Annotated in this window: 22 protein-coding genes and 2 rRNA genes; 6 read left to right on the top strand and 18 right to left on the bottom strand. The window is 45.5% G+C overall.

The window, feature by feature from the left end; all coding sequences use genetic code 11:
• From NG792_RS14165 to NG792_RS14155, 4 genes are all read left to right on the top strand, one after another.
• Positions 1 to 114 (top strand): 23S ribosomal RNA (locus NG792_RS14165); the annotation flags it as partial.
• 70 nt (positions 115 to 184) lie between these two features.
• Positions 185 to 302 (top strand): 5S ribosomal RNA (rrf, locus tag NG792_RS14160).
• Positions 303 to 394: 92 nt separating this feature from the next.
• Entirely contained in the window at positions 395 to 577 is a 183-nt protein-coding gene (locus tag NG792_RS29145; RefSeq protein WP_435387576.1) for a DUF6888 family protein, read from the top strand.
• Complete coding sequence (locus NG792_RS14155; RefSeq protein ID WP_261235803.1) at positions 574 to 774, top strand: DUF6887 family protein; 201 nt, start codon at positions 574 to 576, stop codon at positions 772 to 774. Before NG792_RS29145 ends, NG792_RS14155 begins: the two co-directional genes overlap by 4 nt.
• Before the next feature lie 332 nt (positions 775 to 1,106).
• On the opposite strand, the gene NG792_RS14150 is transcribed toward NG792_RS14155, so the two are convergent.
• The 3 genes from NG792_RS14150 to NG792_RS14140 all read right to left on the bottom strand — a co-directional run bounded on the left by NG792_RS14150 (position 1,107) and on the right by NG792_RS14140 (position 2,371).
• A complete protein-coding gene (locus NG792_RS14150) occupies positions 1,107 to 1,316 on the bottom strand; it encodes a hypothetical protein (protein WP_261235802.1) in 210 nt (69 codons plus the stop codon).
• Between the two features lie 36 nt (positions 1,317 to 1,352).
• Positions 1,353 to 1,508: a hypothetical protein gene (locus tag NG792_RS14145; RefSeq protein ID WP_261235801.1), complete on the bottom strand. Its 156-nt coding sequence runs from the start codon at positions 1,506 to 1,508 to the stop codon at positions 1,353 to 1,355.
• Positions 1,509 to 1,666: 158 nt separating this feature from the next.
• Positions 1,667 to 2,371 (bottom strand): DUF4230 domain-containing protein, encoded by a 705-nt coding sequence (locus NG792_RS14140; RefSeq protein WP_261235800.1) that lies wholly within the window; start codon positions 2,369 to 2,371, stop codon positions 1,667 to 1,669.
• A gap of 796 nt (positions 2,372 to 3,167) precedes the next feature.
• On the opposite strand from NG792_RS14140, the gene NG792_RS14135 reads away from it, so the two are divergent.
• Positions 3,168 to 3,992, top strand: coding sequence for a helix-turn-helix domain-containing protein (locus NG792_RS14135; protein WP_317619511.1), 825 nt, complete (start codon positions 3,168 to 3,170; stop codon positions 3,990 to 3,992).
• A gap of 70 nt (positions 3,993 to 4,062) precedes the next feature.
• Here NG792_RS14135 and scpB read toward each other — a convergent pair whose 3' ends face one another.
• The 13 genes from scpB to NG792_RS14070 form a co-directional block, all read right to left on the bottom strand.
• Positions 4,063 to 4,632 (bottom strand): SMC-Scp complex subunit ScpB, encoded by a 570-nt coding sequence (gene scpB / locus NG792_RS14130; protein WP_261235799.1) that lies wholly within the window; start codon positions 4,630 to 4,632, stop codon positions 4,063 to 4,065.
• 83 nt (positions 4,633 to 4,715) lie between these two features.
• Positions 4,716 to 5,567 (bottom strand): ABC transporter ATP-binding protein, encoded by an 852-nt coding sequence (locus tag NG792_RS14125; protein WP_261235798.1) that lies wholly within the window; start codon positions 5,565 to 5,567, stop codon positions 4,716 to 4,718.
• A 39-nt stretch (positions 5,568 to 5,606) separates the two neighbouring features.
• On the bottom strand, positions 5,607 to 5,885 hold the full coding sequence (locus NG792_RS14120) for a TIGR02450 family Trp-rich protein (protein WP_261199422.1): 279 nt from the start codon (positions 5,883 to 5,885) through the stop codon (positions 5,607 to 5,609).
• Between the two features lie 69 nt (positions 5,886 to 5,954).
• Entirely contained in the window at positions 5,955 to 6,539 is a 585-nt protein-coding gene (locus NG792_RS14115; RefSeq protein ID WP_261199421.1) for a rhomboid family intramembrane serine protease, read from the bottom strand.
• Positions 6,540 to 6,577: 38 nt separating this feature from the next.
• Complete coding sequence (locus tag NG792_RS14110) at positions 6,578 to 8,512, bottom strand: S9 family peptidase (protein ID WP_261235797.1); 1,935 nt, start codon at positions 8,510 to 8,512, stop codon at positions 6,578 to 6,580.
• A 14-nt stretch (positions 8,513 to 8,526) separates the two neighbouring features.
• A complete protein-coding gene (locus NG792_RS14105) occupies positions 8,527 to 8,673 on the bottom strand; it encodes a ribbon-helix-helix protein, CopG family (protein ID WP_261199419.1) in 147 nt (48 codons plus the stop codon).
• A 169-nt stretch (positions 8,674 to 8,842) separates the two neighbouring features.
• The gene (locus tag NG792_RS14100) at positions 8,843 to 12,055 is read right to left on the bottom strand and encodes an efflux RND transporter permease subunit (RefSeq protein WP_261199418.1); all 3,213 of its coding nucleotides are present in this window, start codon (positions 12,053 to 12,055) and stop codon (positions 8,843 to 8,845) included.
• Positions 12,056 to 12,157: 102 nt separating this feature from the next.
• The gene (locus tag NG792_RS14095) at positions 12,158 to 14,086 is read right to left on the bottom strand and encodes an efflux RND transporter periplasmic adaptor subunit (RefSeq protein WP_261235796.1); all 1,929 of its coding nucleotides are present in this window, start codon (positions 14,084 to 14,086) and stop codon (positions 12,158 to 12,160) included.
• 91 nt (positions 14,087 to 14,177) lie between these two features.
• Complete coding sequence (locus NG792_RS14090; protein ID WP_261235795.1) at positions 14,178 to 14,747, bottom strand: PadR family transcriptional regulator; 570 nt, start codon at positions 14,745 to 14,747, stop codon at positions 14,178 to 14,180.
• Between the two features lie 402 nt (positions 14,748 to 15,149).
• Positions 15,150 to 15,305, bottom strand: coding sequence for a DUF512 domain-containing protein (locus tag NG792_RS29090; RefSeq protein ID WP_353961706.1), 156 nt, complete (start codon positions 15,303 to 15,305; stop codon positions 15,150 to 15,152).
• Positions 15,306 to 15,556: 251 nt separating this feature from the next.
• Positions 15,557 to 16,912 carry a hypothetical protein gene (locus tag NG792_RS14080; RefSeq protein WP_261235794.1) on the bottom strand — a complete coding sequence of 452 codons (1,356 nt, stop codon included), beginning with the start codon at positions 16,910 to 16,912 and terminating at the stop codon, positions 15,557 to 15,559.
• A 340-nt stretch (positions 16,913 to 17,252) separates the two neighbouring features.
• A complete protein-coding gene (locus NG792_RS14075) occupies positions 17,253 to 17,420 on the bottom strand; it encodes a hypothetical protein (RefSeq protein WP_261235793.1) in 168 nt (55 codons plus the stop codon).
• 23 nt (positions 17,421 to 17,443) lie between these two features.
• Entirely contained in the window at positions 17,444 to 17,617 is a 174-nt protein-coding gene (locus NG792_RS14070; protein WP_261235792.1) for a hypothetical protein, read from the bottom strand.
• A 202-nt stretch (positions 17,618 to 17,819) separates the two neighbouring features.
• On the opposite strand from NG792_RS14070, the gene NG792_RS14065 reads away from it, so the two are divergent.
• On the top strand, positions 17,820 to 18,131 hold the full coding sequence (locus NG792_RS14065) for a hypothetical protein (protein WP_261235791.1): 312 nt from the start codon (positions 17,820 to 17,822) through the stop codon (positions 18,129 to 18,131).
• 232 nt (positions 18,132 to 18,363) lie between these two features.
• Here the strand turns inward: NG792_RS14065 and NG792_RS14060 are convergent, their stop codons facing one another.
• On the bottom strand, positions 18,364 to 19,704 hold the full coding sequence (locus tag NG792_RS14060; RefSeq protein ID WP_261235790.1) for a TIGR03279 family radical SAM protein: 1,341 nt from the start codon (positions 19,702 to 19,704) through the stop codon (positions 18,364 to 18,366).
• A gap of 81 nt (positions 19,705 to 19,785) precedes the next feature.
• Positions 19,786 to 25,191: a trifunctional serine/threonine-protein kinase/ATP-binding protein/sensor histidine kinase gene (locus NG792_RS14055; RefSeq protein ID WP_261235789.1), complete on the bottom strand. Its 5,406-nt coding sequence runs from the start codon at positions 25,189 to 25,191 to the stop codon at positions 19,786 to 19,788.
• Positions 25,192 to 25,231: the final 40 nt, after the last annotated feature.

The raw sequence follows: 25,231 nt of genomic DNA, 5'->3' as shown, positions 1-25,231 counted from the left end.
TCTCATGGAGTTAATCCAGTAAGGTCACGGGCAGAACACCCGTTAATAGGCGCTAGGTGGAAGTGCAGTAATGTATGCAGCCAAGGCGTACTAACAGACCGAGGGCTTGACCTCATATAACTTTGATTTAACTTTGATTTCTTTTCTTTATGCAGTCTTGAGGGTTTATCAACCTCACAGTTTTCCGGGTGCCTATGGCTTCGTGGCCCCACGCCGACTCCTTCCCGAACTCGGACGTGAAACGCGACTGCGGCGAAGATACTTGGAGGGTAGCCTCCTGGGAAAATAGCTCGGTGCCCGGTCAATATTAGACAGAACCCCAATACGAAAGTGTTGGGGTTTTGTGCTTTTAATAAGTTTTGTTGATTTAAGATAAAATTGCCGAGGTGAAAAATTGCCCACTGTTGCACAAGCCTATGGGAGTGTTAAAGTTTGTCAGATGCTTTCTAACTTGTATCAAGTAATCAATGTCTTTCGCTATGATCGGGTGCTAAAAACTATTTATATTCAAGCTGGCATCAATGATGAGTTTTCAATCATAATTAATCAAGAGGGAATCTGGGAGTTTGTTGAATGAGCGAAAATCTTGAAAATCTAACCACTAGCGAATTAAAAGTTTATATTAAAGCTCATCGGAATGATGAGTCTGCTTGTCACGCAGCACTTAAAATTCTGATGAGCCGTAGAAGTGAAAATACTGCTAAATACGCCTACGATCTTACCGATGAAGAGATGGAGGCTATTTTTCAGGAAAAACTTCAATCAAAATCATAATACGTTTGTTGGCGATCGCCGTTTTCGATGGACTGTCGGTGTATTGCCTTGCATTAGGGAAGATTCCCTCTCAAAAATTGCTTCCCCTGATTCTGTAGTGTTAGAGGCGAGGGGGGAGGAGTGTTGAAGCCTCCCCAACAGAGCAAGCTTTCTATTGCTAGAATATCAGTTAATCCAGCAGCTTTGCGTCAACTTACGAGCGCTCGCGCTGAAGGAAAATGCGAATACTGTCGCATTCACCAAGACTTTTCAATTTACAATCATGAAATAAATATGTCATCCGATTAGAGCTTTTTTCTATGAGATCAATTCTGAATCTCTTGTTTAATTGGCTATTCTCGTGTATATAACTTAATCCCTTTTTTTACTGCCAATGCAGCACAATACCCCAATACAGGAGCAAAAGGAGCAAGAGTTGCGTGACTAGCTAAAAGTGCTGCTACAGTCACACCAGAAACAATAGTATTAGCCAGATCCGGTAAATCTTCGCTTACATCTTTATCCCTTAAAATATTACGGCATTGATTGTCTAAAGATTGCAATATAATTGAGACTTGAACCCCTGTGTTTTCAGAAATTTATTGGATTGTTGCTACAATATTTTCATTGTTATTTTCTATGAACTTTAACGCAGCAATTGTTTTGCTATTAGACTTATATTGATTTTCAATGTTTTGCAGTTCTTCTTTTGGTATTGCTTGACTTGAATCGTGCATAGGTAAATATTTTGCCATTTTTTATCAGCCTTGAAATTAAATTTATGAACAATAGTAATTAGGAGGGTGGGTTAGGCGCTGCCCTTTTTCTTGTAAAACACGCTATTAAAATCACAGCGCCCTCATCCCACCACAGATTGATTGGAAATCCGAGAAATAAACTGATTTACAATCAATTAAACCTGACAAGAATTAATTCCAGGGGGTTGAGTATCAATAATAACTTCTTGATACCCGGAACTATGTAAAATGTTTTCAACCAGCTTTTTAGCCTGTTGATTGGCGTTATCCAAAATCTTATTGGCACAGGCTTCTTTTTTAATTAAAGCTAAAGCTTCTCTTTGCGCTTGCTCTTGTAAGTCTGATTCTACTGGACGCCCAAACCAACGACGGAAATGTACTACAACATGAGAACCTTCAACATCAAGAAATGCTTTCATGAGTCGAGGCGGTGGTAATACAAGCCGAACTTTATGCTTTGCTACATCTATTTTTTTTACATCAAGTTGATCTAAGTCAATTCCGGCTTGCACAGTTCCCACAGCTTCATAAACTACATGAGTATCCCCAAATGGTATCCGACCAAAAAATATCCGGTCTTCTTTAAAATCGACTGTAGCTTTAGTAGACATCTCAGTAGTTGTCAGTTCATTTATGTCGTGGAGGCCACCAATTATGATATTTCTGATTTCTACAGTGGTTTGGTTGGAAGGTAAAAGAACGTGCGTTATGACATAAAGTGTACTACGCACTGCTCCACTCAGTTGAAAAAGCAAAACTTGTATCAAGAAAAACCCTAGAATGGTAAGGATTATCTTTTGGAAAAGTGGATTTTCAAATACCTTTCCAAGTTGATTCCTTTTACTGGTGCTTGAATTCATACAAAAACTCCTGAGATTTATCTAGAAGAAACTTAAATACTGACAGCTATCGCCGATCACACCATCCGACCGAGTAACCCAGCGATAAGCCTGATGGTATAGCAGGGCTTATCGTCTATTTTACACAAAAAAATTTTCTGTCAATCATATGGTTAAAATTTCTAAATAATCTTTACCTATATTTTGAGTTTTAGTGTTCAGTCTGGACAGGACGAAGTTATAGAAGATAATTATACAGAGGGCTTCAACTATCAACTATCCAGTGATCTTATGTAAGACACTATGCCTAAATAAATTGTTAGCCTGAAGAAATTTTGTCAACATTAAGCTGACTGGGTGTGGTTTTGAATCTTGGCCGTAGACTTTAAAGGATTTGCTCAATTCTCTCGTAGGTGTGCGTAATAGTAACACAGGTTAGGAGTAGAACACTGAGCGACTATCAATTATGGTCTGGTTTTATGCCAGTCGATTTTTTTGCCCTATGAGCGACTCCCTCTCGGTTAACCAGAGGTTTTTCTTTTCCACATAATAAGATTATCTCATCTTTTTATGGAAAAAAAAGTAATTGAAAAGTAGGAGAAAAGTAATAAAAAGGTATTCCCTATGGTAGAATTTACTTTGGGATGCAGATTCCAGCTTCCAAAAGTGCTGCTATATCGGCGTTCAGGTTGAGGGCCCACTGCCTTGGGTTCTGAGGCAATCCTTTTCCAGAAAGGTATTAGGTATTGCATAGCAGAGCAAATAACCATTTGTAGCATGAAGATTGGGTTAGCTGACTGCCTCTTGTTAAATTATCATGACTTTTGAGGGATTTGGAGCCATGACGGTTGACGAAGCTCTCGCGATCGTAGAAACGGTACTCGATTATGAACGCCTCAACCATGTTCAAGAGATAGTGTTTCGTCAGTCTTGGGAAGGTCTGTCTTATTGCGAAATTTCTAAAACTACTGGGTATGACCCTGATTATCTCAAGGATGCTGGTGCTAAACTCTGGAAGTTACTCTCAGAAGCATTCGGAGAAAAGGTTAAAAAAGGTAATCTGCAATCTGTTCTGAAGCGATATTTACGGCGGAATCAAATCACTTTACAACGAAATCAGATAATGGGAGTGGATCTAAGTGGATCAAATTTAAGTGGAGCTAAATTATTATTCGCTAATGTAAGTCAAGATTCTTGTCAAGCTGATTTCTACAAAGCGAAAAGGCCGGATGATAAGATTTTATTAAACGAAGATGATATAAATGCCGAACCAGGAATAAACCCGATCGCCACTTCAAATTCTGAATCCAGTTCTCATTTCTGGAATGGTTGGCAGTTTCGATCGCAGGCAGAGGTAAAGATTGCAGAAGCACTTGATCGCGCTGGGGTTCTGTTTTACTCCAACGCGACGGCGCGGTTGACGACTCCGGAGGGCGGAAAAAATCAAGATCCTCATTTTCTGGTTTGTTCTGAGGGTAAATTGGGGATTCTGGTGGTGAATGGGGAGGAGGATGAGGCAGAAACCGATCGCCTTCTGCAAACTCAGGGAATCCGCATCATCCACCACTACCCGGTTACCCAATGTACGGAAGACAGTGATTGGGTTGTGCTGGAGTTTTTACAAGCGTTGAGTCAAGCTTAGAAACTCCTATTTGCCTCGCTTTTTTCACCTTCAACCAGCAGGAATCACAGCACAGAGCGTTTTTTCCTCTCTATTCCGTGGGTGATTCTTCGGGGAATTGTTCTGGGGTTTCATCAAGTTCTTCGGGTTCATCGCTATCTGAATTGTGTTCTTGTTGAAAGGGTAATTCTAGCTGTTTGGGTAGTTGATCTAGCTGGAAGTATTGATGGAATTTGGCGGTGACTTGCAGGGAGAACGATCGCGTTTCCGGTTGTTTGCGTTTGCGTACAAACCCTTGTTGGACTAATTCTTGAACGTGCTGATAGGCTCCTGAACCGCGTAGTTCTACTAAGTCGGTTTGGCTGAGGGGGCCTTTGATGGCGATCGCCGCTAAGGTTCTCAAGGCACCGACGCCTAATTCTGCTGGAATTAAGCGCTGCATGAAGTCTTGAAACGTCTCTCGCAGTTGCAAGCTGTAGCCGTTTTCAGTTTCTAGCACTTCTAAAGCGCTATCTCGGTGAGCATAATCGTTAATGAGTTGAATGAGTGCTTCTTCTGCGGTTTCTTTGTCGCAGTTTGCATATTCGGCTATTTCCGCGATCGCAAGCGGTTTCCCTTTTAAGTACAGTATGGCTTCAATCTGGCTGGCTAAACTTGACATTGACGATATCCGTGCATCCAACACCTCTGACCACAAAATATTATTTTAAACGCTGTGGAGTTCGTTTAAACGTTCTGAGTTGATTAGTCTAACTGACGTCCGGTGAGTTCGACAAAAATATCTTCTAAGTTAGAAGGACGAACCATTAACCCGGTTTTATCCGGTTGTTGTTCCAGGTAGGCGTTTGCTTCAGCAATGTCTGGGAAAAATTTATATTCCCAGCGATCGCCTATTTGTTTCATCACCAATCCTTCCCCATGTTTTTCTCTAAATTGGCTGAGTGTCCCCAGTTCAATTAATTTCCCCCCATCCATAATGCCAATGCGATCGCACAGGTATTCCACCTCATCCATGTAATGAGTAGTTAGCAACATTGTCATTCCCTGGCGGTTTAAATCTTTAATAATTTCCCATAACCTGCGCCGAGTTTGTGGATCGAGTCCGACTGTGGGCTCATCTAAAAATAAGATATCCGGTTGATGTAACAAGGCTCTAGCGATTTGTAAGCGCCGTTTCATGCCGCCTGATAGGGTTTTTACCAGGCTGTCTTGCCGATCGCCCAGTTCTACATAATTCAGCCATTGCTTGATTCTCTCTTGCCGGTCCCGGTGTGGAATGTGATGTAATCGTCCGTGAAACTCCATATTTTCCCAGACGGTGAGGTCGTTATCCACACTGACTTGTTGTAAAACAACGCCGATGCACTGCTTCACCTGAATGGGTTGACGCTGGACATCATATCCGGCAATTTTGATACTCCCACTGGTAGGTTTTGTTAAGGTGGTGAGCATCCGAATTGTGGTGGATTTGCCTGCACCGTTGGGCCCGAGTAAGCCAAACATTTCTCCCGGTTCAATGGTAAATGATAAGTCATTAACCACCGGGACTTTGTTATAAACTTTTTGGACGTTTTGGACGGTAACCGCAGCACTCATGGAAATTTAGTTAAAGTGGATTTTTCTTTCATGACTGTATCATGAAAGGTGAATTAGAGTATCTACAAAGTCTTGTTCAGGGTGGGATTGCATTTCTTGTAAAGTTTGCCAACCGGCTTGCCAGAGGGTTCTATCTTTAAATTGGGTGGCATTAATCCAAAAGCGCACGTTGGGGTCACAAGCAGAAACCATTTCTGCAAAGACCCATTTGCCCTCGTTTTTGCGATTCACCACTTGGAAATGTCTCCATCCCCAAGTTTTTTGTTGTGAGGTCCATTTGGACCCGACTAAATACGGAAATTTTTGTTTTTTTGCCATTGTTCGGACCCTTTAATTTTTGATACCAATGACGATCGCTCACCGAGGCGATCGCTAAATTATTTCCGGTTAAGGGATTGACGGACGGCGTGATAACAACCAAGCGGCGATGCCACCGCCAATCAAACCGAATAAATGACCTTCCCAGGAGACTCCCGCCTGTATGGGTAAGACGCCGATGATAATTCCTCCATACAATACACCCACGATGATGGATAGCAAAATTGAGGGTAAATTGCGTTCAAAAAACCCGCGAGATAGGAGATAACCTAAATAGCCGAATACCAGTCCACTGGCCCCGATATGCCACCCGGGAGAACCCAATAGCCAAACCCCTAATCCGCTGACTAACATGGTTACGGCAGTAACAACCCAAAAATCCCGAATTTCCCGCAGCATGACGAACCAACCGAGGGTTAAAAATGGGATGGTGTTAGCGATTAAATGGGGGAAATTACCATGTAAAAAGGGCATAAATAGAATGCCGCGTAGAGTGTCTGGGTGGCGAGGCAAAATCCCATAAATGAGTAAGGTGCCTCGGAACAGAAAAAGGTTAAGGATTTGGACGATCCACATGAGGGTGACAAAACCACCCAAAATCAGAATTTGAGTTTTCAGGGTGTCGGCGATCGCTTTGACATTGTTTCTGCTCATGGTTCTGCCTTTTAATAGATAATTAGCCGGGGTTTTTGTTAGAAGTTGTCGATAGGTACGGGTTCTAGTTTTTCTGCGGGGTAAAAGCCAAAAATTCTTGAATAAAAGTAAAATTCTCCATCTAATGCGCGTTTAATGTTTTCTGACCGACGGAATCCATGTTGTTCGCCTTCAAAGGGAAGGTAAGCGACGGGAATCCCTTTTTGTTTTAACGCATTCACCATCGCTTCAGCTTGGTTTGGGGGAACAATTTGGTCTTCTAATCCTTGGAAAAAGATGACGGGACAGGAAATGCGATCGCAAGCATGGATCGGAGAACGTTCGATGTAAGTTTGCTTTGCTTCGGGATAAGGACCAATTAATTTATCCAGATAGCGGGATTCAAATTTATGGGTTTCTTTTGCCAAAGCTTCTAAATCACTGACTCCATAATAGCTGGCCCCGGCTTTGAAAACATCCCGGTAGGTGAGGGCGCACAGGGTTGTATAACCGCCTGCACTGCCTCCGGCGATCGCCAGTCGGTTGCTATCCACCCATCCTTGTTCCCCGAGATATTTTGCGCCATTGGCACAGTCATCGACATCGACAATTCCCCAGCGATTCTCTAGGCGTTGCCGATACTCCCGTCCATATCCGCTACTGCCGCCATAATTGACATCCAGTACGGCAAATCCCCGGGAAGTCCAATATTGAATGCTTAAACTGAGACTGCTGCTGGCAGAGGAGGTGGGTCCGCCATGACTTTTGACTAACAGAGGCGGTAATTCACCCTGGGGGGCAATATAATCCTGATTATTAGGGGGATAAAAGATACCATAGGCGGTTAATCCGTTTTCTGTGGGAAATTCGACGGGTTGGGGTTGGGAGAGGTAGGCGCGATCGATGGTTAAGGTGGTGGATTTGCGGATAATTTCTAATTCGCCGCTGTTGAGATGATATTGCGCGATCGCCGTGGGTTCGGTGGGGGAACCGCCGATGAAAGCGACGCGATCGCCGTTGACTTGTATAGAACTAAAGGAGGTGTAGGGGGTGGTGATTTCTTGGAGGATGCCGGTGGAGAGGTTGATACTACCTAAATGCCAGATCCCGAATTGAGTGTAGGTGCAGATCAGGCGACTGCTGCTGGCAAATCCATAAGTAGACATCCCAAACACCCACTGGGGGAGTCCGAATTCCGCAGACATTTCGCAGACGGGTTCGATAGTGCTGGTGGTGGGGTGCGATCGATACAGATTCCACCATCCTGAGCAGTCGGATACAAAATACAGGCTACCATCTGGAGACCATTGGGGCTGAAAAATCGACTCGTTAACGCCTCCAGCAACTTGATGGGTTTCCCCCACAGAACCATCGGGATTAATTTTAGCGATCCACAGTTCAGTCCCATCCCACGGCATATTGGGATGATTCCAACTTAACCAACAGAGATTTTGACCATCTGGACTGAGGCGGGGTGTGGCATAGAAGTCTTCTCCGGCGACTAAGACGCGGATATCGGAACCCTGTGCTAAGTTAATGGTGACTAAACTGGTGACGGGTTCTCCCGCGCTGGTATGGTCTTCTCGCACCGCAATTAAGCGTCCCCGTTGCGTATCCACGGTAAAATCGGCGTAGCGCATATTCGCTTCCGGGGTGAGGGGTTGCGGTTCTTCTCCCGGGGGTTGACAGTAGAGGCGGGAGTCGCTGAAATTCGAGAAATAAACGGTCCCGTTACTGAGGGTAAAAGCACCGCCACCATACTCACAAACGCGGGTGCGAACGTTGAAGGGTGCCGGGACGATATCCTGGATTTCTCCTTGGGGCGATCGCGCAACGAGGACATTTCTTCCCCCTTCTTGGGGTCGCATTTCCAACCAATACAGGGTTTGATTGTCCCAAAAAATTTGCCCCAGTCCAATACTGCCAGCGACGATCGCATCGGAGGTAATCGGGGATTTCCAGGAGCCATAAGCGGCAATTTGGGGGTTAGACATATTCTATCGGTTAATTACAATTCTTTTTTGGATTTAGGCAGACGTTTGATATAGTCGCGAATCACTTCGGACATGGATACTCCGCGTCGCTCTGCTTCTAATTGCAGGCGCTCTTTTTCAGGTGTGCTGAGCCGAATTTGTAATAACTCATCTCGGGCCATTTTTAGGGGGTGTGGTTAGAACAAGAGGTACAAGAAATTTTAGTATATTGTAATTGGAGCAAAAAGTGCAAGCGGGAAATATTTATTGTTTTCTTGAAGTTTATATTTGCGCGAGTAAATTATAAATTATTGGAAGTCCCATCCGGCTAGGATGGAACTTCCAATTGAGTTAGCGTCGTCCCGAGGGGAGATTTTCGCGATCGCCTCCTTCTTGTTCTACCTTCCTCAAGGTTTGGGTACTCTTCCCATTGCCATTTGAAACAGACTCCTGTTCAACAGCTTCCGCAGGAACCGCCCTGTCTGTTTCATCATGTCCTTTGTGCATTAACCGATATTGTGCTCTCATAGCAATGGTATAAAACACCGGAATGACATACAAACTTAACAAGGTAGAAACAAACATTCCGCCCACAACAGACATCCCGATGGAGACCCGCGCCGCCGCCCCTGCACCTGTGGCAAATGCTAAGGGTATCAATCCGAAAATAGTTGAAAATGCGGTCATCAAAATCGGACGAAAGCGCACCTTTGCAGCATCGAGAGCCGCTTTAGTAATGGAGAGTCCTTCTTCCCGACGTTGATTGGCAAATTCTACAATCAAAATGGAGTTTTTAGTAGCCAACCCAATCAGCATAATCAACCCAATTTGACTGTAAATATTTAAGTCCAACCCCGCCATTAACAAAGCCGCGAATGCGCCTAAGAGGGACAAAGGAACGGCCAAAAGAATGATAATCGGGTCAATGTAGCTTTCAAACTGAGCTGCTAACACTAAGAAAATAAAGACTAGGGATAAACCGAAGATAAACAGAGTCGATTGTCCTGCTTCTCTATATTCCAAAGATTGACCCGCGAGGGAAACTCGTATATCGGCGGGAATCACGGAACGAGCTAGGTTTTCTAAGGCCTCTAAGGCATCTCCCAAGGTAGACCCTGGGGCGGGAGAACCAGAAATGGTCGCTGCCCTAGAGCGATTATAGTGGTTAATTTGTGGGGGTGTAGTTGAAGGACTAACGGTAACCACACTACTCAGAGGAATCGACTGTCCCGACTGGGTGCGAATATAGGTTTGTTCGATATCTTGGGGAGAGGACCGGAATTCTTTTTCAGATTGCACGACAACCTCGTACCGTCGATTGCCTTGATTAAAATTGGTAATCTCCTGTCCTCCAAACATGACTTGCAAAGTACGGGAAATATCCTGAACCGAAATGCCTAAATTGGCTGCTTGAGCGCGGTCAATGCTAATTAATAATTCTGGTTTAGTCAGGGTTAAATCTGTATCAACGTTTCTTAATTGCGGCAATTGATTAGCTTTATTTGCCAACTCTTCCGAAACCCGAGCTAGTTCATCTAAATCACTGCCTTGCAGGACGAATTCTACAGGTTGACTAAACCCTGCACCAGGTAAAGAAGGAGGATTAATGGGCAAAACTACTGCATCCGTAATCTGGGAAAACTGTCCGAATAAGCGACCTATAATGCTTTGTTGAGACTGATCCTCTTCGGTTCGTTCCGCCCAAGGTAGAAGGCGGACAAAGGCAAATCCCTGATTCACTTGACCGGGAGCCCCCCGACCAAATGCACCAATGGTTAAATAACTTTTAACTTCCGGGATTTTACTATAGGCTGCTTCCACCTGCTGCATCACCTGATCGGTGTAATTAATCGTCACCCCTTGCGGACCTCGAACAATCGTCAAAATTGCTCCTCGATCATCGGTGGGAATGAATTCTTTGGGTACTTGATTAAATAGGAAGACCGTTAAAGCTAAGGACCCGATAAAGGCGATCACGACAATCGTTTTCAAGGGCATAATTTTCCGCAAAGACCACCGATACGCCCGTTCCATGCGATCAAAAAAGAATTCGATAATCGCAAATACACCGCCTTTCATTTCGGCATCTCGCTTTAAAATACGGGCCGATAATGCTGGTGCTAAGGTCAAGGCCACAAAGGAAGAAATGACGACTGAACCGGCTAGGGTTATAGCAAATTCGGTGAATAATCGCCCGGTATTTCCCCCCGAAAACCCCACGGGTACAAACACAGCAATTAAAACAACGGTGGTAGCAATCACGGCAAATACCACCTCACTCACTCCAAGCAGGGCTGCTTGGTAGGGTTTCATATTTTTCTCTTGAATATACCGGACAATATTTTCCAGGACAACAATCGTATCATCCACAACTAATCCGGTCGCTAAGGTCAAGGAAAATAAAGTTAGGGTATTAATGGAATACCCGAGAATTAACATGATGGCAAATGCACCCACCAAGGAAATGGGAATGGTGAGTGACGGAATTAGAGTCGATCGCCAGTCCCGTAGGAAAACAAAGATAATCAGAATAACCAGCAAGGTTCCCATAAACAGGGAAATCCAAACTTCATCAATGGCGAGTTTCACAAATTCCGAAGTATCAAAAGCTATCTGATAATTTAACCCTTCGGGGAAATTTTTAGAGAGTTCCTCCATTTTGGCTTTAGCGCCGCGTGCCACTTCAATGGTATTGGCACTGGAGAGTTTTACCACCCCCAGAGAAACTGCGGGAATGCCATTAAAACGGACGAAGGAGCGATCGCTTTCGGCACCAATTTCCGCCCGTCCCACATCTTTAAATCGGATTTGCGTCCCATCGGGATTCCGCTGAATAATTAAGTTTTCATATTCAATCGGGGTTTGCAGTCTACCCAGAACCCGTACTGAATATTCCGATTGTTCTCCTTCAACTAAACCGCCGGGAATTTCTAGGTTTTCTTGACGCAAGGCGCGTTCAATATCTAAGACGGTCAAATTGCGCGCTGCTAGTCTGACGGGATCAACCCACAATCGCATCGCATAGCGCCGTTGACCCCCGATAAAGATGTTACTCACTCCCGGAACGGTTTCCAGATTGTCCTGAATAAATCGTTCGGCATAGTCACTTAATTCCAGGGAGGTGTAATTTTCCCCAAATAAGGCAAACCAAACGATGGGAGAAACATCCCCTTCCTGCTTTGTAACTTGGGGGATATCTACATCGTCTGGGAGTTGGCGCAGGGCCCGATCCACTCGCGATCGCACATCTTGAGCAGCCAAATCAATATCGCGATCGAGGTTAAACTGGAGGGTAATTGAACTCACCCCTTCTCGACTTTGGGATGTGAGAGTTTTAATCCCTTCAATCCCATTCAGTTGACCTTCTAAAATTTCTGTGACTTCGGTTTCCACAACCAGGGGACTGGCACCCGGATAAATCGTGGATACCGTCACGACAGGCGGGTCAATGCTGGGAAATTCCTGCACCGGCAAGCGCGTATAAGCGACTACCCCAATTATGATAATCAACAGGGAACAGACAGAGGCGAAAACCGGGCGTTTGATAAAAAAAGTAGTAAACATTGAGTTAGGGATTGGCGATTATTAGGGGCTAATTCCTGATCAATTTTAAGTGAGAGCTATCTTGTTAAAATTATATTCTCACTTGCATCAAGTCACCGATGCTTAGGGGGATGGTGCCGCTTGCGGGGATGACTGGGGATTCGCTGTAGCTGGTTCATCGACAATCGGAAGAATGGCAGCACCGTCGGATAGTCGTTGTAAACCAGAAATAACAATACGATCGCCGTTTGTCAGTCCTTCAACCACTTCCGCGCGATCGCCTTGGACCAATCCCAAAGTTACCGCCACTCGTTCCGCAGTCGCCGGGTCCTCACCTCGCGCCACAAAGATAAATCGCTCCTCCCCTTGGAAGGTAATCGCCGTAGTTGGCACCACAATCCGATTGTCCCTTTCGTTCCAAACCAACTTAGCCCTCACAAACTGGCGATCGCGTAATTGCCCTTGATTGGCAAAACTTGCCTTGGCTAAAATCGTTTGGGAATCCGAATTCACCGTGGGAGAAACAAAACTCACCCTCCCCATAGTCAACGGTTGTCCGTTGGCATCGGTAATTTCCACCGGCATCCCCAACTTCAACTCAGACCCGCGTTCCAGGGGAATGGACAGCCGCAATTCCAACGCATCATTTTGGGTCAAAGTTGTTAATTCCTGCCCCACAGTGACCACATCTCCCACTTTCGCGGGAATATCGCCGACGATTCCCTCAAAGGGTGCGACGATATTGGCATCTTGTAACTGCACCTCCAACGCTCTGACTTGGGCGATCGCCTCCGCTAACTGTGCCTTAGCTTGGTCAATCTCCTCGGGTCGCGTCCCATTCTCTAATTGCCGTAACTCTTGCCTTGTTTCTTCCACCTCCGCTTCGGCGCGGGCAATTTCTTCCGGACGTGCCCCATTTTGCCTCTGATTCAGCAATTGCTGGGCTTCCGCCACCTCCGCTTCCCCCTGGGCAATTTCTTCCGGACGCGCCCCACTTTGTAACTGTGCTAACGCTTGTTCCGCTTCAGTCACTTGCAATTGAGACCCTACAATTTCCTCCTGTCGCTGGTTTTCCAGTTCCTCGACTCGTTGGCGAAATCGCTGTAAATCCGCTTGGGCACGCCGGTTTTCTGTGACCACTTCATCAAAGCGATCGCGGGAAATTGCCCCTTGATCCGCTAATTCCCGATTCCGTTCCACCCGTTCCGTCGTTAACTCCACCCGCGCCTGCGCATCGGCAATTTGAGCTTGAGCTTGGGCAATTTCATCCCCAGCGCTCCCAGCCCGTAAGGATTGCAGCCGCGATCGCGCTTGTTCTAACCGCGCCTGCGCTTGGGCAATCTCTTCTGGACGATTCCCCGCCCGCAATTCAGCTAATCGGGCCTCTGCTTGCCGCAACCGCGCTTGTGCCTGAGCAATTTCCTCCGGACGACTCCCCGCCCGTACCTCCGCCAATCGGGCCTCGGCTGCCGCTAAACGGGCCTCTCCTTGAGCAATTTCCTCCGGTCGGTTCCCCGCTTGTAACTGGGCAACCTGAGATTGTGCCCGCGCTTGGGCTGCCTGTGCTTGTCGCAGTCTGGCTTCAATTTCCCGAGTATCAATGCGGGCAATCACGTCCCCTCGGGAGACTTTATCCCCGGCTTTAACATCAATTTGACTCACCCGTCCCGCCATTTCTGAGCGTACAATCGCCGCCTGTTGTGCCTCTAGGGTCCCCACAAATTCCGAGGTTTCCCTTAAATTGGTCATTTCGACGGTAGCTAACCGCACTGCCACCCCTTGGGGCTTTTGGGGTCCGCCTTGCTGTTGGCTATTTGCCTGAGCAATTTGCCTCGATTGCCAAAAGTACCAGCCGGTGCCACCACCGCCAATTAATAACAACAGAAACAGAGCATAAGCCAGCGATCGGCCCCGCCTGCTGCTCCATTTAAACCTGCGCTTTTTATCTCGTAACGGTTTTTTTGATTGTTGCTCTAATTCGCTTTCATTAGCAACAGTATTTACGGATTCTTTAGTTTCTAGTTGGGAATTGTAAGCGTCTGGTAGTTTCATATTTCTCCCTGGTTTTGTCCGATTTAGTGAGCAATCCATCTAAGTTTTAGGATGGATTTATTAATTAAGGGATTTAAACCGATAAGGAAGGTTAGCGATCGCCCGAGTGATTTCTTCCTGCCTTGGCTTGGGCTGTATCCGGACTCCCTTGCTCTTGCCCCTCAATGGCAATTTGTCTTTGCACCCATTCGATTTCTGATTTCAGAACCTCCAAATGTCGATTCCAGACAGCGACTTGATAGAAATCCTCCGGCAAAGGTTTTTCGCTGAAACTTTTGTATCGCGCACGACAAAGCACTAAGCGATGCTCCATTAATTCCAGCCTTGCCTCCTGTTCTAAATCGCTGAAAAAGAAAAATTTAATAGCAAAACGCGCGCGACTTTTCACCCAGCTATCCTGGGGATGTTCGAGCATTTTCTGCCGCCAGCGATCGCGCCCACTGGGGGTAATGCCATAAATCGTCCGACTCGGTCCTGCGTCTCCCGATTCCCGGGCGATCGCCGCAATGTGACCCCGTTCCTCCAACCGTTTCAGCAAGGGGTAAATGGCTCCATAGTTGACGCTCATGCAGCTACTCATAAATAGCTCCAGTTCTTGCTTCAACCTGTAGCCATGTAGGGGATGGCGCTGCAGGAGTCCTAAAGCAGAGAGTTCAAGCATTTATATCATTTTGATATATCTAGGCTACAGTATAGCCTAATTGATTAAATTTTGTTAAGTTTCTGGGTAATGGGTTGGCCGACACCCCAACAGGGCGCAGCAACAGGAACGCAGCCCCCACAGGCGAGGGAAAAAGATATTTTTAATATCACTATTTAGTTATTTTGTCAAGTTTTATTAGAATGAAATCTGTGGGGATTGCCCCTGTAGTGAGCCCGCGCAGGCAGGCTTGGTTTGTGGATCCAGACCCTGGAGGGTGCGGGCTGATCTGGACATTTCCACCAACTCGGACATCCCAATAATACAACCTAAAATTAATCCATCAATCTCACTGACTGGCAAGATAGACGTTTTTAATTGAGCTGCTAAATCCTCAACATTCCTATTATCTAAAAACCAGATTTATCCATCTTTTAACATCCAATTCCAGAACAAAAGTGCATCGCCTAACTTTCTATTTTGCACTCCGTTGAGCAAATCTTGACCTGTTAAAACACCCATAACCCTCATGGTTTGTCCCCACAAATCGCTACTGCACTGTGGACAGGGGACCGAGATTTATCAGTCCTTGTTATCCCATCAGAGGCTAAATAATTCCCGGCAAATCCCCTCCCGAGGCGCGAACAGGAAATCTTAGCCCTGATGGTAACCCGACGGAGCAATCAGGAAATTGCAGACCTTCTCTACATTCCTTTTGGTACTCTCAGAGGACATTATACGGCAAAGAGTGGACTCTTTTCTAAGAGCCACTCTCTGTTAAACTCTCTTAACCCTAGCTTTAACAAGCTGGAGTTAAGTCCTTACTTTACCTAGTCCTTAGTGATTCTCTTATCATGAATTACCACTTTGTCCTTGACTTCAGGACTGCCGGAGATGTGAATATCGCTATCCTTATCTTTCTGTGCGGTGGATTCGGCTAGATAGGGGGCAGATGACTTAACATCATGGGCTGCACCTTTAGCAGATTGGGCTGCATTTTGGGCAGATGACTTAAGATCCTGCGCTGCACCTCTAGCAGATTGGGCTGCATTTTGGGCAGATGACTTAAGATCATGCCCTGCACCTGGAGGAAATGGGATTGGATTTTGGGCAGATGACTTAACATCATGCTTCACATCCTGCGCTGCACCTTTAGCAGATTGAGATGCATTTTGGGCAGATGACTTAACATCATACCCTGCACCTTTAGCAGATTGAGATGCATTTTGGGCAGATGACTTAACATCATGCTTCACATCCTGCGCTGCACCTTTAGCCGATTCTGCTGCATCTTGGGCAGATGACTTAACATCCTGCGCTGCCGCTTTAGCAGATTCGGCTGCGCTTTGAGCAGATGACTTCATTGATTCAGCTACACTCTTGCCAGATGACTGAAGCGAGTGGGCGGCGCTTTTTATAGATGGCTCAACTGCTTTCGCTGTATCTTTTACAGTCGATCGCAGCTCCTTAGTTGCCCCCTCAATTTCCTGAGCTACAGCTTTGGCGGAAGGCTTAACTTCATCGGCCGTGCTCTTAATAGAGTCCGCTGCACTTTGTATAGAAGGCTTGACACCTTCCACTGTCTGCTTGACTGACTCTTTTACTTCTCTAATTGTCGGTTTGACTTCCTCAGATGCGCTTTTGACTGCATCTACTACAGAAGGCTTCGCTTCCCTAACTGTTTGATCGACCGATTCGGCTATACCTTTAATAGAAGGCTTGGTTTCCTCAACAGTCTCCTTGACTGCTTCTGCTGTAGCTTTGATAGAGGGTCTAACTTCCTCAGCAGTTTCCTTTGCTACTGTCCCTAGCTCTTCTACAGTGTGGGTAATACCGTCAGCGACCGTGTGTGCTGCATCCCCTAAATTGTCTACAGCACGGTTAACCGTATCAGCCGTACCCTTACCAATTATAGCGCCAGCAACTGAGCCTGCTACAGCACCCACAATGCCTCCCGAGCGAGCACCAAGGATACCACCGACTGCTGCTCCAGCTATCCTCGCACCAATGCCTGAACCTGATGATTCATCTTGCTTAGATTCTGCATTGTCGTTAGTCTGAGCCTCAAGCTCCTGGTTCTCGCTCTTGTCAAGATTCTTTTCCTGCAAGTCAGGATTATATGCATAAGGCTTTTTAAAATTTGGAGTATTATCCGTCATAATTTCCTTGGCTATTACTACACTCACTAGACTAACTCTTAATTTCTAAGAAAATCTACTGCTGAAGAACTATATTTGGCTGCTACTTAAGAAGTAGATTTTCCAATGCCCGGTATTATCCCTCATAATATCCTTGGGTATTAATAGATTCCCTAGGGTAACTCTTAATTTCTAAAAAAATCTACTGCTGAAGAACTATATTTGACTGCTACTTAAGAAGTAGATTTTCCCAGGGCCTTACCGCTACCGCCCTAGGGGAGCGCTGTTCATTCGCTCTTGAAGAAGCTGGAGGCGCGCGATCGCACATCGGGCTGAGTCTTAGCTTAGCAATCCCAAAATAACTGATTGCTCCAGACTTGTTAAGAGATTAACGGTTGATCTCTAAGACTAAGCGTTGTTGCATCCAGTCGATTTCTAATTTCAGAACCTCCAAATAATGTCGATTCCAGACAGCGACTTGATAAAAATTATCCGGCAAAGGTTTTTCGCTGAAACTTTTGTATCGAGCAGGACAAAGCACTAAGCAATGCTCCATTAATTCCAGCCTTGCCTTTTGTTCTAAATCGCTGAAAAAGAAACATTTTTAGAGTATTTTCTGCCGCCTGCGATCGCGCCCACTGGGGGTAATGCCATCAATGGTGCGACTGGGACCGGCGTCTCCAGATTCCTGGGCGATCGCAGCAATGTAACCCCCTTCCTCCAGACGCGATCGCCCACTGCCATTACCCCCATTCCCCCGCTTTCAATGGGGAGAACCCTTTGAAACTATTGCATCAACACCGGAGGGATGGCAGTTTGCCGGTGGGGAACTGCACCAGGTGAATTTAAAGTTCGCATTACACCGAACACTACAAAATAGTGCTACCTTACAACAAGTTGTTGGTTATCCGTGAACGCTGGTGTTCCCATGCATTTTATAGCCCCTCAATCTGGTATGAAAATGCAAAAAGTTCTCTCCTTTTTCCTTTCGCTAAAATTTATTGGCCTTCTGATTTGCCTTGTTATTTTTTGCTCTATTTTTCCCTTCTTTCTAGCCTTTGCCGGTATGGGATTGGCTAACTTATTGGGGTGCGGGGGCTCCGGACCCGGAATTACTTGCCCAAACCCGATGATGGGAGAGATTTTGACCTCTATGGTTTTGATGCACTGGTTGGGTCTGATTACTCTTCCCACAGGTTTCCTTGTCGCGGGGGTTTTATCCATTATTTTTGTCTTGCGTTGGGTCATGCTGGAACGACGTCATTAAAAGGAATTTTCTAACACTTTACTCAACTCATGATATGTAGTAGTGATTAGTTCCTTTAGGTGCGATCGCATCTTGCCGCCTTCCACTCTTCGCAATGGCGATTGCATCCCCCGCGACTCCCTGAGGTCCCGACACCTTCCCCGTCGGTAGATCAGGGAGTTTCACAAACTGATTTAGCCGCGCTCTATAAATCATTGGCCCCCAGAGGACGCCTCAAACCCTTGTCCAAAGGTTATAACTGGGGATTAATACAACCTAAAATTAACCCATCAATCCCACTCACCGGCAATACTGGAGTTTTTAATTGAGCTGCCAAATCCTCAACAGTCATATTATCTAAAAACCTAGTTTCTCCATGTTTTAACATGACATCCGGCAGCAAAATGGCATCGCCTAACTTTCTATTTTGCAACCCGTGGAGCAAATCTTGACCTGTTAACACGCCAGTCACGCTCATAGTTTGCCCCCAGAAATCGCTACAGAGGGCTACCATTTCTATCTGCAATCCTTCTACGGAGTTTAGGCGGTCTACAATGGGTTGAAAGGCTTTTTCTACAGCATTTCCCACTACCCAATTGAATTGTCGCGGGGGAAAAACTTTGGGCGGCAATAATTCTGTAGCGATTTCCTCAAATTCCTCTAAAAATTGCCGAATGGAACCGACGCCATTGCCGATTTGGGGATAGTCTTCATAGTCGGATTCTAGGGGGAGTTCTTCCCCGGCGATTAGAAACCATTCATCGGCTAACCAGGCAAAGGTTGACCCTAATGTTTTACGGAATTTCGGTTGCAGAGTTTGCACTTGTTGGATGACTTCTCGGGCTTTTTCTGCGGTGACGGGGATGAGTTCATCTTCCTCGGGACGAAAGCGGGTTAAGCCGACGGGGACGACGGCGACAGAGGCGACAGCAGGAATGTCTCCTTTGCCAAATTTGGCTAAGTCTAAGAGTGTGGTTTCGAGATGTTTCTCATCATTAATGCCGGGACAAACGACGACTTGAGCATGAATTTGTAGCCGTTTTTGTTGAAACCACTTTAATTGTTCGAGAATCTGGCTGGCGCGCGGATTTTTTAAGAGGCGAGTGCGGATATCGGGTTCGGTGGCATGGACGGAAACGTAGAGGGGAGAGAGGCGCATTTGTTCGATGCGGTTCCACTCTTTTTGACTGAGGTTAGTGAGGGTGAGGTAGGAACCATAGAGAAAACTGAGGCGATAGTCATCGTCTTTGAGATAGAGGGTATCTCGCATTCCCGGTGGTTTTTGGTCGATGAAGCAGAAGGGACAGCGATTATTACATTGAATTAATCCATCAAATAAGGCGGATTCAAATTCGAGTCCGAGGTCTTCATCATAGTCTTTTTCTATTTCTAATTGATGGGTTTTGCCTCGGCTGTCGAGGACTTCGAGTTCGAGGAGTTCATCGGCACAAAGGAATTGATAATCAATTAAGTCTCGGGGTTTTTGTTGATTGATGGAAACGATCGCATCTCCGGGTGCAAATCCCATTTCAGCGGCGATGGAATCGGGAATTACTTTGGTAATGACGGCGGGACGGATGGAAGATTCACTCATGGAATTTTAGCGGGTAAGGTAGATGTTGAGTGGATTTTACAACCCGGGATCTCGCAGCAACCGGGTTTCTGAGGTGGTGGATTAACTAAACCTTGTACGCGGTTGCAGGGGAATCTCAATGACAAATTCGGTCCCGGTCCCCGGTGCACTGGTGCAGGTGAGTTCTCCACCATGTGCTTCTACAACAATTTGATAGCTGATGGATAACCCTAAACCTGTCCCTGAACCTACAGGTTTTGTGGTGAAAAAGGGGTCAAAAATCCGCCTTAATACCTCATCAGTCATTCCTGGACCATTATCCGCAATACGGACGATCGCTGAGTGGCGATCGCTGAGTTCGGTATGAATCTGAATCGTGGGTGTAGCCGTGGTTCCGTCCTTTTCTAAGGCATAAATCGCATTACTTAAAATATTCATGAACACCTGATTCAGTTCCGAGGCGTAACAGGTAACTCGGGGTAAAGTAGCATAATTTTCAACCACCGTAATTCCCCGTTGTTCACCTTCGCATCGCAGTCGCGGTTGCAAAATCATCAAGGTACTCTGGATGCCTTCATGAATATCCACGGGTTTCATATCCGCTTCATCATGACGCGCAAAGTTTCGCAAGGATAGGACAATATTGCGAATGCGTTCTGCACCTCCTTTCATGGAATCGAGCAGTTTCTGCAAGTCTTCTACGAGAAACTCTAGATCGAGTTCTTCCAGAGTTTCGGTAATAATTGGGGTAGGATTAGGATATTCCTGCTGATAGGTTTCAATTAAATTCAGCAGTTCTTGGACATATTGGGACGCGGGGGTGAGGTTGCCATAAATGAATCCTACAGGATTATTAATTTCATGAGCAACCCCGGCTACCATTTGTCCGAGTCCGGACATTTTTTCACTTTGAATCAGTTGTGCTTGGGTGCGTTGGAGTTCATGTAAGGTTTGTTCGAGGCGGGTATTTTTTTCGTTTAATTCCTGAGTGCGTTGTTGGACTTTCTGCTCGACGGAAGCATATAAAAGGGCATTTTCTAGGGAAATTGCGGCTTGTGCGGAGAGGAGTCTTAAGACTTCTAAGCGGTTGCTGGTAAAAGCTCCTGTGGTGAGATTATTTTCTAAGTAGAGAATGCCGATTAATTGACCGCGATCGAGGATGGGTAGGCACAGAACCGATTTTAAGTTATGGGAAATAATATAAGGGTCAGCGGTGAATTTTCCCTCGCTGGCAGCATCGGTTAAGACGACATCGGATTTAGTCCGTTCGACATAGTTAATAATGGTGACGGGGACTTGATCCGGTTCGAGCGATCGCCCTCCCAGGGTTCCCGGTGCAGATTGAGCGATGGTGACTTCTTCGCGATCAACGGATGCTTCAGCCGCGATCGTCAGTTTACCTTCTGCGGGTAAGATTAAGCATCCTTTTTGTGCTCCAGCATTTTCGATGGATATTTTCATCAATTTGGCAAGCAATTTGTCCAGGACAATTTCTCCCGAAATCGCTTGGGATGCTTTCATTACTGAGGCTAAATCCAGGATGCCTGCATGATTATCCGTGGTGGTGTGAATCGCTGTGGTTCGCGTGTCGATCGCCCCAGAATTTGCCGGTGCTTTCGTCAGTAATTGGGGATAAATCGCCTCTAGTTCGGTGACTTTTCTCACTGCACCCCAGCGTTGATATCCATAGTAGGCTTCCCGGAGGTGAACTCGGCCATATTTTTGTTTATTTCGTTGAAACCAATATTGTGCCGCCAGTTCGTTGGCTAAGGCTTCGTTTTGGATAAATTCATATTTCCGGGCGGATTCTATGGCGCGATCGTACAAGTCGAGGGCTTCCTCTTCATCTCCGGAAATCCGCGCGAGTTCCGCTGCCACTAAGAGATATTTATGTTCAAAGTTATCGGGACAATTATCGGTCCACACTTTCATCTGTTGTTGATTAGCGGCGATTTTTTGCTGATACTCTGTTTGTTCTTCCAGTGATGCCTTGGCATAGAGTCCACATAACACCAGGGACTGATAAAAATTAAAATCCGTTGTGGGAAGAGTGCCCGTAATATACAGTAGATATTTTTCCGCTTCTAAAACACAAGTTTTGGCTTCTTCTAGGCGATTATAGAGATAGAGAACCTGTAATTTTCGGATTAAATAATTACAGAGTGCATAAAATTTGTTATCCTGATAACAACTTGCCAAATACTCGGCTTCGCTGGTTTCTTCATAAGAAAATTCTAGGGGGTCAGGTGTGATTTTCATTAAATTAAAGAGGATCAGTTGTAACCCCAGGGAGAGGTCACTTGAAATTTGGTTTTTGGTTTTTTGGGCAAAATGGAAACAAGGCCCTGTTTCCTTGCTGATTTGGGCCAGATTTTGACCTTCAAAAAAAGCATTGAGAACGGTATTATGGAGAAGATATCCGGCATATTCTAAATCCCCCGATTCTAAAGCCGCTTGATATCCTTCTTTGTTGAGACGGTTTGATTCTTTGATATGTTTAAACCAGAAGCTTAAGCAATTGGCAAATCCAGTGCAAGCCTTACCTTTGAGTTCAAGGCTTCCCCATTTGTCAATCAAATTCATTGCTAATAATCCAAATTCATAGCCGGATTTATAGTCCCCAAAACCTGAACTCAGTAGCAGTCCGTAATTAGTATAAGAAATACAAGACTCGGGGATACTGCCATATTCCAGAGAAAGATTAACCCCTTTGAGAACGATCGCTGTCCAGAGTTGCGGGTCAATTAAGTATGCAGGTGCGGCAACGGTGGTGAGTAATTTTAATGCAATTTTGGTTTCGGGTCTAGTCGTCTGAGGTTCATCAATTAACCGCCCAATTTCTTTCCCTTCCCATTTGGCTTTGGCTGCTGCAAATTCAGCCCCGATCGCCGTTGGCACATCGGTTTCAGGTAACTCAATTCCCAGGAGTGAGAGCGCTTTTCGCCCCGTTTTTACCCCTTCGCTGTATTCCCCGCGCAAGACATATTGCAATAAGAGGAGATTATTAACTTCGGCCTTTTCTAAAATCGATTGGCTTCGGTTGAGGGTTTCTTTAATGAAAGCTTCCGATTCTTCAAAATTGCCATTCAGATACTCAACCAGTGAGCGTTGTTTGTAGAGTTCCAAGGCTAAGTCATAATCACGGTCCCAAATGGTTTCCGTGAGTCGGTCCATGCCCGCTTTTAAATATTGCTGGGCGGCGACATAGGCGGTGGCATTTTTAGCTTTTTTGGCAGCTTCTAAATTTAAAGTGGCTAATTCTAGGATTTCCGCCTCTTCGTCAATTAGCGATCGCCCCACATTCAAATGATCTACGAGTTCAAATATTTTATCCGCCCAATACTCTTCCGGGGTACTGGCAACTAACATCCGGCCTATTTGCAGGTGAACTGCCTTTTTTTGGGAGTCTTCAATTAAGGCATAAGCTGCTTGCTGTACTCGGTCATGTAAAAATTTATAGCTAAGAATTAATAGCGGATTAATCGCACTCGGATCCGTGACTTCTTCCGGCGTTATCGGTAGGATTAATCCCTCGGCGATCGCCGGTGACATATCGGAAAAAGTCCCAAAGGATTCCTTAGCATAAATTAAAGACAGAGTATTTAAGTCAAATTGGTTCCCCAAACAAGACCCTAGACGTAGCACTTCCTGGGTTACTTCGGGCAACTTCCTCAATTTGCTAATCATCAATTCTACAACATTATCCGTAATCCCCACGGCCTTAATCCGGTCAATATCCCACTGCCACCCGCCGATTTGGTTATTGCCAGCATTGGGATTAAAGGTAAGAAGATTCTCCTGATAAAGCGTCTTCAAAAACTGATTAACAAAAAAGGGATTCCCTTGGGTTTTCTGCATCACTAATTCCGCCAAAGGTTGTACCGTTGTCCGGTCCTGATGCAAGGTTTCACTAATCAGTTGATTGATTTGGTCAATCCCCAAGGGGGTTAAGGTCATTTGATTAATCGTCGCCCCTTGTTTCCGCAATCCATCCAAGGTGAGGGTTAAAGGATGAGTGGGGTTAACTTCATTATCCCGATAAGCCCCAATTGGAAATAGGTATCGGGTCTGTTCATCGGTCATCATTAACTCAATCAACTTCAGGGTTGCAGAATCCGCCCACTGAAGGTCGTCGAGAAAAATGACTAAGGGATTTTGTCGGGTGCAAAAGACCCGAATAAAATTTTGAAAAACTAAATTAAATCGATTTTGAGATTCGCTGGGTCCCAGTTGAGCTACGGGATTTTGAGGCCCGATAATCAATTCGACTTCCGGAATTACATCAATAATAATTTGACCATTAAGACCTAGAGCATTTAAAAGTTTTTCTTTCCAAATTTCTAGCTTCTTTTCGCTCTCCGTTAACAGTTGTTCAACCAAGTCAGAAAATGCACTAACAATTGCTGAATAGGGGACATAACGCTGGAATTGGTCGAATTTACCGGAAATAAAGTAGCCTTTTTTTTGATTAATTTTATGCTTGATTTCATCCACCAAAGCAGATTTACCAATGCCTGAATACCCCCCGACTAGAATCATTTCTGTATGGCCGTTCATGACGCGCTCGAAGGCGTTCATAAATCGTTCAATTTCGAGTTCTCTACCATACAATTTTTTGGGGATTTGAAATTTATCGGAAATATCCATCCGTCCCAGGGGGAACTGGGCAATGCTGCCAGTGGTCCTAAGTTGGCTGAGACATTCCTCTAGGTCCGCTTTTAACCCCCAAGCGCTTTGATAGCGGTCTTCGGGGCTTTTTGCCAGGAGTTTGAGGATGATGTCCGAGAGGGCTTTGGGAACGTCAGGGTTGTGTTGATGGGGAGGAGGTGGTTCGATCGCAATGTGACAATGGACTAATTCGATCGCATCGGTGGTTTCAAAAGGAAGGCGATCGCTCAGCAGTTCATACAGCGTAACCCCCAGAGAATAAAAATCACTACGGCGATCAAGCGATCGGTTCATTCTCCCGGTTTGTTCCGGCGACATATAAGCCAGAGTCCCTTCTAAGGCATCAGACTTTTCCACACTGGGATGGTCTCGGGTCAACACCTTAGAGATACTAAAATCAATAACTTTAAGCTGTCCCGTCACCGGGTTAAAGGCGATATTAGCCGGATTAATATCTTTGTGAATAATATTAGCGGAGTGCAGTTCCGCCAAACTTTCCGCGATTTTAATAGCGAGGTTGAGAAATCCCAGGATGGTAAATTTTTGGGATGAGATTAACTGTCTTAAGGATTCCCCACCAAAATCCTCTAAGCTCATCATTAAGGTATTTTGATATTTTTCCAGACTATAGGCTTTAATAACACCGTTTAAATTAAAAGACCGAATTAATTCATATTCTTGTTGATAACTCGCCAATTCTTGGTCGGTGGGATAGTCTTTATGAAGAACTTTCAGGATAACGGGTTGTCCATCGAACTCTCTACGTCCTCGATAGACCAGGGTGTTGGAACTTTCGTAAATTTTGGCAAGAATTTGATAGCCTGGAACCGATAGCATCATTCCCTTCTCCCTTAGAATCTGCTGCTTCCCTATTATATGC

It is taken from the genome of Laspinema olomoucense D3b (assembly GCF_025370785.1).
Lineage (GTDB): Bacteria > Cyanobacteriota > Cyanobacteriia > Cyanobacteriales > Laspinemataceae > Laspinema > Laspinema olomoucense.
This window is presented reverse-complemented; position numbering and strand designations above follow the sequence as displayed.